The following is a 13,128-nucleotide window of genomic DNA, read 5'->3' as shown; positions in this document are numbered from 1 at the left end:
TTAATTTAGGTTAGTCTACATTGTTCCGGGCTTTTTCTATGGGTTACTTTTTCCTTACAAATAACAGATAGACACCGATGCCGATGATGATAATCGGCCAGAATTCCCATGCCGTTCCTACACTTCCCTCAATGAAGCCCAACCAACGCACCACCTTATCATAGAAAAGGAGAATGATAGAAAGTGTCAAGAATAGCACTCCTTGAAATAACCCTGCCCTTGTCTTCTGGTATCTGAGAAGAAAACCGAGGGCGATGATGAGAATGAATGTCCCCATATGATCCGGCCATATATCGAGTTTATTGACAACGTGAAAATGTAAACCGAATCCAACCAGGATCGTACCCGGGAGGATGGCTTCATAATCCCTGGCTCCATATCCCTGACCGAGAAAGGCAAGTCCGACGATGATCAGCAGGGTCGGCCACGTAAAGAACTCCTGAAATAATACAATATTTGCTTGCTGTAAATAAAAATAAGCTCCAAAACCAATTAAGATGATTCCAGGGAATATTCGCTGCTGTTTCATACTTTTCCTCCTGATAATAGTGAAATGAAGGATTGAATCCTATTTTTTAAGGGAAAAAGACACATAATATTAAAGATGAATCCCTATATGACGACAAATAGTGAGAAACCTTTCCATCACTTGATTCTTTAGGCTTGTTTTGGTACCCTACATTAGTAGGTAATGTCGAAATATATGTAATTTCTCAAGAAATGAAAATGCTTACAAGCATTTTTCTTTCTCTTTCTTAAATGTAATGATGAAATGAATGTTTAGCAAGTCCCGTAAGAAGCAGTCGTTTCTACCCTTTTAATGTATCATACTTAGGTTTCAATTTCTGTTCACATTTCAAGGTCAGGCTCTTATTCGGACATGTTATAATAAAAGTAATGATTTTACTTGGGGGTGTAGTGCATAGCATGTATACAATAGTCGTTGGTTTAAATTACAAAACGGCCCCTGTAGAGATTCGCGAACGTTTATCTTTCAATGAAACTGATCTTCCTTCAGCTATGAAAACATTAAAGGAAAAGAAAAGCATCCTTGAAAATGTGATTGTTTCTACATGTAATCGAACGGAAGTTTATGCGGTAGTAGATCAGCTTCATACAGGTCGTTATTATATTAAAGATTTCTTATCTCAATGGTTTGATATAGACAAAGAGGAGTTCACGCCTTATCTGTTCATTTATGAACAAGAAGGAGCCGTCGAACACCTTTTTAAGGTTGCCTGTGGATTGAACTCCATGGTCCTTGGGGAAACCCAGATCCTTGGCCAGATTCGTTCAAGCTTCCTGAATGCCCAGGAGTCGGGAGCGACCGGTACAGTATTTAACCACCTGTTTAAGCAGGCGGTGACCGTTGCCAAAAAGGGTCATTCAGAAACAGAGATTGGCTCGAATGCTGTATCAGTCAGCTACGCGGCCGTTGAGTTGGCTAAAAAAGTCTTCGGCAGCCTGGAGAAAAAGCATGTCCTCATTCTTGGAGCGGGTAAAATGGGTGAACTTGCGATCCAAAACCTCCATGGCAGCGGAGCCACGAAGGTGACCGTGATCAATCGCACCTATGAGAAGGCTCAAACACTGGCTGAGCGTTTCAGCGGAAATGCGAAAACGATGCAGGAGCTTCAATGTGCCCTTGTAGAGGCTGATATTATGATCAGTTCTACAGGTGCAAAGGATTTTGTCATCACAAAAGAAATGATGTCCCATGTGGAAAGCATGAGAAAAGGCCGTCCGCTCTTCATGGTGGACATTGCCGTACCGAGGGATTTAGATCCGGCCATCGGACAGCTCGAAAGTGTATTCCTTTATGATATCGATGACTTAGAAGGAATCGTCCAGGCGAACCTTGCTGAGCGTAAGAAAGCAGCTGAGCAGATCGAAATCATGATCGAAGCTGAAATAGTGGCGTTCAAAGAATGGTTGAACATGCTCGGGGTGGTGCCGGTCATTTCCGCACTCAGACAAAAAGCATTATCCATTCAGGCAGATACGATGGAGAGCATCGAGCGGAAAATGCCTGACTTGACCGACCGCGAACGCAAGGTGTTGAATAAACATACGAAGAGCATCATCAATCAGCTGTTAAAAGATCCGATCCTGCAGGCAAAGGAATTGGCAGGAATGCCGGACGCAGAAGATAAATTGGATTTATTCATCAACATTTTTAACATTGAACAACAAGTGCTAGAGCAGAAACAAGTGAAAGCAGCCAACGAAAAGACTGAGAGCGATCTTAAGCTTACACCACAACCCTCTTTTCAACCATAAGTGAGGTTATTGTCGATGTTTGAACAAACGATGACTAGGCTGCATGAACTTATGATTGTTCTGTATGCTATTAGTATTCTCTTTTATTTTATAGATTTCTTAAACAAAAACCGGAAGGCAAACCTGTTTGCCTTCTGGTTACTTGCGATTGTTTGGGTCCTTCAAACAATCTTTTTATTTCTATACATGATGAATACAGGCAGGTTCCCGGTCCTCACCATCTTTGAGGGACTTTATTTTTATGCCTGGGTCCTGATCACCCTGTCCCTGGTCATCAATCGACTGTTAAGAGTGGACTTCACCGTGTTCTTTACAAATGTACTCGGTTTCATCATCATGGCGATCCACACCTTCGCGCCTGTCCAGGTGGAGTCCCAGGCGATGGCAGAACAAATGGTATCCGAGTTATTGTTAATCCACATTACGATGGCGATCCTGTCCTACGGGGCCTTCAGTTTATCCTTTGTGTTTTCCCTTTTGTATCTCCTGCAGTTTAAATTATTGAAGGAGAAGAAATGGGGGCAGAGGTTATGGAGGATCAGTGATCTGTCCAAGCTTGAGAAGATATCCTATATCTCGAATTCCATCGGTGTGGCGATGCTCTTGCTGAGCCTGATACTGGGGCTGCAATGGGCGTATATCAAACTGCCGGAATTTCTGTGGTACGACCCGAAAATAGTAGGATCATTCATTCTATTAATTTTATATAGCAGCTATCTTTACCTTCGCATCAAAAAGAATGTCTTTGGTAAATCATTAGCTTATCTGAATGTTGCAGCCTTCTTGATTATATTGATCAACTTTTTCTTAGGAAGTCGGTTGTCTTCATTTCATTTCTGGTATTCATAAGTTTTCAGGAGGTCATTATGAGAAAAATTATTGTAGGATCTAGACGAAGTAAATTAGCCCTTACCCAAACCAATTGGGTGATCGATCAGCTGAAGGCCCTTGACCCTTCGTATGATTTCGAAGTGAAGGAAATTGTGACGAAAGGGGATCAGATCCTTGATGTCACCCTGTCCAAAGTGGGCGGTAAAGGCTTATTCGTAAAAGAAATCGAGCAGGCGATGCTGGATAAAGAAATCGACATGGCGGTTCACAGCATGAAGGACATGCCGGCGGTTTTACCAGAAGGATTGACCATTGGAAGCATACCAGTACGTGAGGATCACCGTGACGCGTTTATCAGTAAGAACCATGTGGCCCTTAAAGATCTGCCGGGGGGAGCGATCGTCGGTACGAGCAGTCTGCGGAGAGGGGCTCAAATCCTTTCCGTCCGTCCCGACCTTGAAATCAAGTGGATCCGCGGTAACATCGATACGCGCCTTGCCAAGCTTCAGAATGAGGATTATGATGCCATCATCCTGGCAGCCGCAGGGTTGTCGCGTATGGGATGGACGTCGGATGTCGTGACGGAATTCCTGGATCCCGACCTGTGCCTGCCTGCTGTAGGTCAAGGGGCCTTATCAATCGAGTGCAGGGACGATGACCATGAGGTCCTTGAACTTCTTGAGAAATTCGCATGCGAAGAAACGACGAGCACGGTTACAGCAGAAAGAGCATTCCTTCATAAAATGGAAGGGGGCTGCCAGGTGCCGATCGCAGGCTTTGCCGAGCTTATGGACAACGGGGACATTGCCTTGACGGGGCTTGTCGCTTCACCAAACGGAGAAACGATCTACAAGGAATACATGACAGGTCCGGATCCAAAAGAAGTGGGAGAAAAAGTCGCTGAAAGTTTAACGAAACAAGGGGCAAAAGCCTTGATCGATCAGGTGAAAGAGGAGCTCGATCAATAATGAAGGGGAAGAGGCCTTTAGAACATGTAAAGGTTTTGATCACTCGTGGCAATGAGGGATCCAGTGAAACAGGTTCCCTCATTGAAAACGAGGGAGGGGTACCCATTCTGGTGCCGCTCCTTCATTTTCAATCCCATGAAGACCCATGGGAGAAGACGCTCCACACCGCCATACATACGTACGAATGGATTATTTTCACCAGCAAGAATGGGGTCAAGTTCTTTCTGCAGGCATTGAAGAGACAGGGGATCCCATTGACCTTATATACAGGGAAATTCGCTGCCGTGGGAAGTAAAACAGAGCAGTACTGCCGAAAATACGGAATACCGGTTTCCTTTGTGCCCGAAAATTTCACCGGCGATGACTTTGCCGCTGAGTTCATTTCAAAAGTGAAGCCTTCCGGGCACGTCCTGATTCCAAAAGGCAATCTTGCAAGGAACGTCATTGCCTCAGAACTGGCTTCCGCCGGAGTGACATGTCAGGAATGGATCGTATATGAAACGGTCCTTCCTGCAAGCAGCACCCTGCAGTTAAAGCGCATCATTGAAAAAGAACAAGTGGACATCATTACGTTCACGAGTTCCTCGACGGTGCATCATTTTATGAAGGTGATGGAGGAGTATGCGCTTCATGATCATATCCGGGACATCCCGATCGCGTGCATCGGCCCGATCACAAAAAATACCGCTGAACAATACGGATTGCATGTAAAAATCTGTCCGAGCGTTTATACTGTAAATGAAATGGTGAATGAGATGAAAGATTTCATCTCTTCCCGCTAGTCATATAACATTAGGAGGCTTTTACTATGAAAGACCTGCAATTTAATCGTCACCGCCGCTTGCGTCAAACGGAAACGATGCGTTCGCTGGTTAGGGAGACTCATCTGCGAAAAGAAGATTTAATTTACCCTTTGTTTGTCGTGGAAGGGGAAAACATCAAGAACGTCGTCCCGTCCATGCCGGGTGTTTATCATATTTCACTGGATAATTTAAAGGCGGAAATGGATGAAGTGGTTTCTCTCGGAATCAAATCAATCATCCTTTTCGGTGTCCCTGCTGAAAAAGACGAACTGGGGAAACAGGCCTACCATGATCACGGGATCGTCCAGGAGGCGACACGCTTCGTCAAGAAACATTATCCTGACCTTGTTGTCGTAGCGGATACGTGTCTTTGCCAATATACAAGTCACGGCCATTGTGGAATCGTCAAAGACGGTAAAGTACTGAATGACCAGACGCTGGATCTGTTGGCGAAAACAGCTGTGAGCCAGGCTGAAGCTGGTGCAGACATCATCGCCCCTTCCAATATGATGGATGGATTTGTCGCAGCCATCCGCCACGGTCTTGATGAGGCAGGCTACCACGATGTGCCGATCATGTCCTATGCGGTTAAGTATTCATCAAGCTTCTACGGTCCGTTCCGTGATGCCGCCCACTCCACACCGCAATTCGGAGATCGCAGAACGTATCAAATGGACCCGGCAAACCGCTTGGAAGCATTGAGAGAAGCACAATCTGATATGGAAGAGGGTGCCGATTTCCTTATCGTGAAGCCAGCCCTATCGTATCTCGACATCATGCGTGAAGTGAAAGACCGTTTTAATGCACCGGTTGTCGCTTATAACGTAAGTGGCGAATACAGCATGGTGAAAGCAGCGGCCCAAAACGGCTGGGTGAATGAACAGGAAATCGTCATGGAGAAGCTGACCAGCATGAAACGTGCCGGGGCAGACCTCATCATTACGTATTTCGCAAAAGATGTAGCGAATTGGTTATCCTAATTGGTGGAAAGTTCCTGTAAGGATGACTGAAAAGATCACTAAAGGAGGAAACCATATTGCGATCATATGAGAAATCGAAGCAAGCGTTCAAAGAAGCAGTAAACCTGATGCCCGGCGGGGTGAACAGTCCCGTCCGGGCATTCAAATCCGTCAAAATGGATCCGATCTTCATGGAAAGAGGGAAAGGATCGAAAATTTACGATATTGATGGAAATGAATACATTGATTATGTCCTGTCATGGGGACCTCTCATTCTTGGTCACAGCAATGACCGCGTCGTGGAGAGCATTAAAAAAGTAGCCGAAAACGGGACGAGCTTCGGTGCCCCGACAGAAATCGAAAACAAATTGGCCAAGCTTGTGATTGAGCGGGTGCCAAGCATTGAAGTCGTCCGCATGGTGTCTTCGGGTACGGAAGCGACGATGAGCGCGCTCCGTTTGGCCCGTGGATATACGGGACGAAATAAAATCATCAAGTTCGAAGGCTGTTACCACGGACATGGGGATTCTTTATTGATCAAAGCCGGTTCCGGTGTCGCGACCCTTGGTTTACCTGATAGTCCGGGGGTTCCTGAAGGGGTCGCCAAGAACACGATCACCGTTCCTTATAATGATCTTGAAAGCATCCGCTATGCGTTCGAGCAGTTCGGTGATGACATCGCAGGTGTTATCGTCGAGCCTGTTGCCGGAAATATGGGTGTCGTACCTCCGCAACCCGGCTTCCTGGAAGGCCTGCGTGAGGTAACGGAAAACCATGGTGCACTTCTGATCTTCGATGAAGTCATGACCGGCTTCCGTGTCGGCTATGGCTGTGCTCAGGGATATTACAATGTCACACCTGACTTAACCTGCTTAGGGAAAGTGATCGGTGGGGGACTTCCTGTCGGTGCATACGGCGGTAAAGCGGAAATCATGGAAAGAATCGCTCCAAGCGGCCCAATCTATCAAGCAGGGACTCTTTCTGGAAATCCTTTGGCGATGACGGCCGGGTACGAGACACTCAGTCAGCTGACTCCGGAAACCTATACTGAGTTTTCCCGGAAAGCAGATCTATTGGAGGAAGGCTTGAAGAAAGCCGCTGAAAAGCACAATATTCCTCATACAATCAATCGTGCAGGCTCCATGATCGGGATTTTCTTCACCAATGAAGAGGTAACGAACTACGAAGGTGCCAAGTCTTCGGACCTGGAGATGTTTGCTGAATATTACCGTGAAATGGCCAATGAAGGGGTATTCCTGCCACCTTCTCAATTCGAAGGGCTTTTCTTATCAACAGCCCATACGGATGATGATATCGAAAAGACCCTTCAGGCAGCCGAAAAAGCGTTTGAAAAGATTAGTAAGAAGTAATGGGGCAGCCGATCCTTTTGGGGGATCGGCTGTTTTTTATTTGTTTTCCTATCATATTCCTCCTTTTCGTTTCATAAAGTGATAATGGCATTGTTTACTATTTCTTTGTTTAGAACTGGAAGGAGGAATTTCTTTGTCACAAGAACAACAATCGTGTCTACGATTTTCTTTGGAAGAATCAATTTGGTTCAAAAAAGGACAGGAAGTTGAAGAATTGCTATCTATCTCCTTAGATCCTCATATAACGATTCAAGAGCAAGAGCAGTACGTACTTATTAGAGGGAGCCTTGATTTGTCAGGTGAATATTTACCGACATCACCGAGAGAAGAAGAGGAAGATGAGTTTGAAGCAAGCGGGAAGTTTGTGCAAACTGTGGAAAAGCGGGAAAGAGGAGAATATGAATTTGTCCATCGTTTCCCGGTGGATGTGACCATCCCAAAAAATCGAATCGCTAATTTAGGCGATATTGACGTGTATGTCGAGTCCTTCGATTATGTCGTGCCTGAAAATGCCTGTTTGAAACTGAATGCCGATTTGACGATCACGGGCATCTATGGTGAACAGCAGGCCCATACTCCCCTTGAGGCCGAATATGAGAGAGAACAGGAATTCGAGCCCCTTTACCGGTCAAGTGCCGCCCTGGAACTGGAAGAAGAAGTGGAAACAGAAGAAGAGGAAGAAAGAGAAGAAGTGTATGGGTACGATCAAGATGAGGAAGACGATCTGACGGCTTATGTTGAAGAGGACGATGCAGAAGAAGACTACAGTGACGATGAGTATCAGCCGTTTCATCTCGAAGGAAGGACGCCTCCAGGAGAACAGGAGGATGAGATTCCCGTACAGATCCAATATGATGCAAATCCGGCTCTTTCTTATCAGGAAGCGGACTACCGGAAAGAGAATGTATTCGAGCTTCCACAGCATGAGCTGAGTGAGTCGTCGGAGGAGCAGCACGCTGAACCGAAGGCGGCCTACACGCCTCCGCCTGCCCCTAAGTACAAAGCGCATGAGATGGAAGAAGAAGAGTCTTCCTCCTCATCCTCTGCCGTTGAAGCAGAGATGGAAGAGAGTGGGGAAGAAAAGGAAGAAAAGAAAAAGACGAAGGGCAAAAAGAAGTACGAATCCATTTCCTTGACGGATTTCTTTGCCCGTAAAGAAGAGGAAAAGGGTGCGACTCTCCGGGTATGCATCGTCCAGGAAGGAGAGAACCTGGATTATATTGCCGAGAAATATGATCTCACCATCCCGCAGCTTTTAAGGGTGAATCAGCTTGAAGCCAATCAGGATGTGTATGCAGGGCAGGTTCTTTATATCCCGAACAGCGAGTTTGTTTTCAAGGGGTAAAGGAAAATAGCAGGGTTACTCCCATCAGAGGGCCAATGAAGAGAGTCATTGTACTATAGAAGAAACGACGGGGCTGACACCAAATTCATTGGAGTTGGTCCGTTTTTTTTAGAAAAGTAATCTTAGAAGGTGAGAGGAATGGTACAAACGCTGGAGGGATTGAAGCCTGTCTTGCAGCCTTATGGGGTCGAACCCCATTTTGTTGAAAACTACGGAAAGATTTCAAAGGTATTCTCCAATAAGGGGACTCTTGCCGTGAAACAGCTTCCAGCACAAAACGGAGTGGACTTCGTCCGGAATGTGCAATTGCTGTTTCAAAGGGGCTATAACCGGATCGTCCCGATATATCCTACCCTTGATGGGCGCTATGCGGTGTGGAATCAAGGGGATTTATACTATGTCATGCCCTGGCTCCTGAATCAGGAGAGGGAAGACCAATTCGAAAAGCATCAAAAGATGTTCAGGGAACTGGCAAGGCTCCATACTCTTTCTTCCCAGGAAGTGAAAATTGATAAAGAAGAAAGGGAATCCCATTACGAGCAATTGACGTCAAGATGGGACAAAGAGCAGCAATTCCTTGATGAGTATGTGGAAACGTGTGAAAAGACGACGTACATGTCCCCTTTTCAATTTCATTTCTGCATGTACTATAAGGACGCCTCTCAAGCGTTGAAATTCTCCCGTAAAATGCTGGATGAGTGGTACGAGGAGACGAAGGAGCTCGAAAAGGTAAGGACCGTGATCACTCATGGAAAGGTGTCGACGGAGCACTTTTTATTCGATGAAAGGGGTTTGGGGTATTTCCACAATTTCGAGAATTCCAGGATGGCGTCCCCGTTTCATGATCTTCTGCCATTCTTGTCGAGAACACTCAAAACCTATCCTAAATATTATGAGGAATGCATCGAGTGGCTCACCACCTATTTCCAGCACTTTACCGTGCGGAATGAAGAACGGCTCCTGTTCATGAGCTACCTTGCTTATCCAAGCTCCGTCATTGCCGTTGTGGAGAAATATTTTCATACCCCGAAGGATAAGCGGAATGAACGGAAGTCCCTAAAGAAGCTGCAGCGGCACTACTGGTTACTTAAAAATACCGAATACGTCGTCATGCGCCTGGATGAAATGGAGAAAAAGAAGCAGGAGCAGGCAGAGGAAGCGGAATAAAAAAAGAACTGACGAATCCACCATTCGTCAGTTCTTTAAATCCAATCGAAGTAAATGGCAAGGCCGATACCGATGAACAGGGTCAGCAGAAGGACATCAAAAGTGGTTGGAAGCAGGATGGTGCGGACCCCTTGAAAAATGGTAAATGGTATGATGAATTGCTTACATATTAACCGGGCATTGCCCATCCATTTCTGCAGGGTGTACTGGTTGATTTTTTTCATAATCGTCCACTCACTTTCCTGGGTATATTCATTACTTTATCTTATGAATACAGGGTGGAATGGTGCCTATATATAGGCGAAATGAATATTTTTAAACGAAATGGCCAATAATGATTGACGAAACTTAATCTTATCCTATACTATAATGAGTAAATAAATAATCACGAAAAGCAATGAACAGGAAGAGTACATTGATCCTTACTTTCAGAGAGGAAAATCGTTTGCTGAGAGATTTTCTACGTTAAGACAATGGAAGGTCGCCTGGAGAGCTGTTTCTATGAAATGAGAGTAGTAGAAGCCGGTTAAAAGCCGTTATATCCGTCGAGCGTTCAGGAGGCCTATTTCTCCTGAGAAAAAAGGTGGTACCGCGAATGGAATCCTTCGTCCTTTTCACAGGACGGGGGATTTTTTTATTTTTTTAGAAAAGTGTGCTTAATACGATGTAGGAGGAAATCACATGGAAACACAAGATCAACAATTATCAATGCCGACGAAATATGATCCGAATGCCATTGAACAGGGCAGATACAAATGGTGGCTCGAAGGAAAGTACTTCGAAGCGACGAATGACAAGGAGAAGGAGCCGTACACCATCGTCATCCCTCCTCCGAACGTAACAGGGAAACTTCATCTCGGTCACGCCTGGGATACAGCATTACAGGACATCCTGACAAGAATGAAACGCATGCAGGGCTACGATGTCCTCTGGCTCCCCGGGATGGACCATGCTGGAATCGCGACACAGGCAAAAGTGGATGAAAAACTGCGCAATCAGGGAATTTCACGCTATGACCTCGGCCGTGAGAAATTCGTGGAAGAAACGTGGAAATGGAAAGAAGAATATGCCGAGCATATCCGTCAGCAATGGGCGAAAGTCGGACTTGGACTCGATTACAGCCGCGAACGCTTCACCCTTGATGAAGGGTTGTCGGATGCAGTTCAGAAAGTATTCATCGATCTTTACAACAAAGGTTTGATCTACCGCGGGGAATATATCATCAACTGGGATCCTGCGACAAAGACGGCACTATCCGATATCGAGGTTATCCATAAAGATGTACAGGGTGCATTCTATCATATGAGATATCCATTGGCAGACGGAAGCGGCCACATCGAAATCGCGACAACGCGTCCGGAAACGATGCTGGGTGATACGGCGGTTGCGGTACATCCTGAAGACGACCGTTACAAGCACCTGATCGGGAAAAAGGTTACCCTTCCAATTGTAGGACGTGAAATCCCGATTGTCGGTGACGATTATGTAGATATGGAATTCGGTTCCGGAGCCGTGAAAATCACACCGGCCCATGACCCTAATGACTTTGAAATCGGGAATCGTCATAATCTTGAACGCATCCTGGTGATGAATGAAGATGGCACGATGAACGAGAGAGCCGACAAGTATAACGGCATGGATCGTTTTGACTGCCGTAAGCAAATCGTGAAGGATCTTCAGGAATCCGGTGTATTGTTCAAGATTGAAGAGTATATGCATTCGGTTGGGCATTCGGAGCGAAGCGGGGCAGTGGTTGAACCTTACCTTTCCACTCAGTGGTTCGTTAAGATGGATACATTAGCAGAAGAAGCGGTTAAACTTCAGGAAGGTGAAAACAAAATTAACTTTGTTCCTGATCGTTTCGAAACGTCTTACCTTCGCTGGATGGAAAACACGCGTGACTGGTGTATTTCCCGTCAGCTATGGTGGGGTCACAGAATACCGGCTTGGTACCATAACGAAACGGGTGAAATGTATGTAGGGAAAGAAGCGCCAGAAGACATTGAAAACTGGACGCAAGAAGAAGACGTGTTGGACACTTGGTTCAGTTCAGCGCTGTGGCCGTTCTCAACAATGGGCTGGCCGGACTTGAATGCAGAAGACTTTAAGCGTTACTATCCAACCAACACACTTGTAACAGGATATGATATTATCGGATTCTGGGTATCACGTATGATCTTCCAAGGACTCGAATTTACGGGAGAACGCCCATTCAAAGATGTGTTGATTCACGGTTTGGTTCGTGACGCTGAAGGACGTAAGATGAGTAAGTCATTAGGAAACGGTGTAGACCCGATGGATGTCATCGAAAAATACGGTTCCGATTCCCTTCGTTACTTCCTGACGACTGGAAGCTCACCGGGACAGGATCTTCGCTTCTCATTTGAAAAGGTTGAGTCTGTTTGGAACTTTGCCAATAAAATCTGGAATGCCTCCCGTTTTGCCCTGATGAACATGGATGGCATGACATACGACGAAATCGATTTATCAGGTGAGAAATCCGTTGCGGATAAATGGATCCTGACACGCTTGAATGAAACGATCGAAACGGTGACACGTCTGGCGGATCGTTATGAATTCGGTGAAGTGGGACGCATGCTATACAACTTCATCTGGGATGACTTCTGTGACTGGTACATTGAAATGGCGAAGCTGCCTTTATACGGTGAAGACGAAGCGGCGAAGAAGACGACCCGTTCGATCCTGGCTTATGTACTCGACAACACAATGAGACTTCTACACCCATTCATGCCGTTTATTACCGAGGAAATATGGCAGAACTTGCCGCATCAAGGCGAATCCATCACGGTTGCGGCATGGCCGACGGTTGATGATAAGCTGACTGATAAAGGTGCAGCAGAAGAAATGAAGCTTCTCGTTGACATCATCCGCGCCGTACGAAATGTTCGTGCAGAAGTGAATACGCCAATGAGCAAGCAGATCAACCTGATGCTGAAAGCGAAAGATGCACATACGCTTTCGATCATCGAGAAGAATCAATCGTATATCGAAAAATTCTGTAATCCTGAGAAGCTTGAGATGGGCACAGACTTAGAAGCACCGGAAAAAGCGATGACGGCAGTCGTGACGGGCGTGGATCTGTACCTTCCATTAGAAGGGCTGATCAACATCGAGGAAGAAATCGCGCGACTTCAAAAAGAGCTGGAGAAATGGACGAAGGAAGTTTCCCGTGTTCAAGGCAAGCTGAACAATGAAAAGTTTGTTAGTAAAGCCCCTCAGAAAGTAGTCGATGAGGAAAAAGAGAAAGAAAAAGATTATCTGGAGAAACAAGCGACTGTTAAAGCGAGAATCGAAGAGCTTAAATCGGTTTAATGTTACTCCGTAAATAAAGGACAGGAAGAGGGCTTTGGAATCAGGTCTGATCGAGAGGGAGGTCATCCTCCC

11 protein-coding genes and 1 other annotated feature are annotated in these 13,128 nt (G+C 45.7%); of the genes, 9 read left to right on the top strand and 2 right to left on the bottom strand.

Going from position 1 to position 13,128, the window contains the following annotated elements; all coding sequences use genetic code 11:
• Positions 1–43 precede the first annotated feature (43 nt).
• The gene (locus CN378_RS15510) at positions 44–529 is read right to left on the bottom strand and encodes a LiaI-LiaF-like domain-containing protein (protein WP_098353339.1); all 486 of its coding nucleotides are present in this window, start codon (positions 527–529) and stop codon (positions 44–46) included.
• 398 nt (positions 530–927) lie between these two features.
• Here CN378_RS15510 and hemA point away from each other — a divergent pair, with 398 nt between their 5' ends.
• From hemA to ysxE, 8 genes are all read left to right on the top strand, one after another.
• Positions 928–2,280, top strand: coding sequence for a glutamyl-tRNA reductase (gene hemA / locus CN378_RS15505; protein WP_098353337.1), 1,353 nt, complete (start codon positions 928–930; stop codon positions 2,278–2,280).
• A 15-nt stretch (positions 2,281–2,295) separates the two neighbouring features.
• A complete protein-coding gene (locus CN378_RS15500; RefSeq protein ID WP_098353335.1) occupies positions 2,296–3,129 on the top strand; it encodes a cytochrome C assembly family protein in 834 nt (277 codons plus the stop codon).
• 17 nt (positions 3,130–3,146) lie between these two features.
• A complete protein-coding gene (gene hemC / locus CN378_RS15495) occupies positions 3,147–4,079 on the top strand; it encodes a hydroxymethylbilane synthase (RefSeq protein WP_098353333.1) in 933 nt (310 codons plus the stop codon).
• The gene (locus CN378_RS15490; protein WP_098353332.1) at positions 4,079–4,861 is read left to right on the top strand and encodes a uroporphyrinogen-III synthase; all 783 of its coding nucleotides are present in this window, start codon (positions 4,079–4,081) and stop codon (positions 4,859–4,861) included. Before hemC ends, CN378_RS15490 begins: the two co-directional genes overlap by 1 nt.
• Positions 4,862–4,887: 26 nt before the next feature.
• The gene (hemB, locus tag CN378_RS15485) at positions 4,888–5,862 is read left to right on the top strand and encodes a porphobilinogen synthase (protein ID WP_098353331.1); all 975 of its coding nucleotides are present in this window, start codon (positions 4,888–4,890) and stop codon (positions 5,860–5,862) included.
• A gap of 56 nt (positions 5,863–5,918) precedes the next feature.
• Complete coding sequence (hemL, locus tag CN378_RS15480; protein ID WP_098353329.1) at positions 5,919–7,211, top strand: glutamate-1-semialdehyde 2,1-aminomutase; 1,293 nt, start codon at positions 5,919–5,921, stop codon at positions 7,209–7,211.
• 133 nt (positions 7,212–7,344) lie between these two features.
• Positions 7,345–8,556, top strand: a complete 1,212-nt coding sequence (gene spoVID, locus CN378_RS15475) for a stage VI sporulation protein D (RefSeq protein WP_098353327.1) — start codon at positions 7,345–7,347, stop codon at positions 8,554–8,556.
• 138 nt (positions 8,557–8,694) lie between these two features.
• Entirely contained in the window at positions 8,695–9,723 is a 1,029-nt protein-coding gene (gene ysxE / locus CN378_RS15470; protein WP_098353326.1) for a spore coat protein YsxE, read from the top strand.
• A 35-nt stretch (positions 9,724–9,758) separates the two neighbouring features.
• Here the strand turns inward: ysxE and CN378_RS15465 are convergent, their stop codons facing one another.
• On the bottom strand, positions 9,759–9,947 hold the full coding sequence (locus CN378_RS15465) for a hypothetical protein (protein WP_098353324.1): 189 nt from the start codon (positions 9,945–9,947) through the stop codon (positions 9,759–9,761).
• A 164-nt stretch (positions 9,948–10,111) separates the two neighbouring features.
• Positions 10,112–10,339 (top strand) — a binding site (T-box leader).
• A 65-nt stretch (positions 10,340–10,404) separates the two neighbouring features.
• Between CN378_RS15465 and CN378_RS15460 the strand changes: the two genes are divergently transcribed.
• Positions 10,405–13,056: a valine--tRNA ligase gene (locus tag CN378_RS15460; protein WP_098353323.1), complete on the top strand. Its 2,652-nt coding sequence runs from the start codon at positions 10,405–10,407 to the stop codon at positions 13,054–13,056.
• The last annotated feature ends 72 nt before the right edge of the window (positions 13,057–13,128 follow it).

This window comes from Bacillus sp. AFS015802, from assembly GCF_002561455.1.
Classification (GTDB): domain Bacteria; phylum Bacillota; class Bacilli; order Bacillales; family Bacillaceae_B; genus Rossellomorea.
The sequence above is the reverse complement of the archived record's forward strand: the minus strand, read 5'-3'. Positions and strand labels throughout refer to the sequence as shown.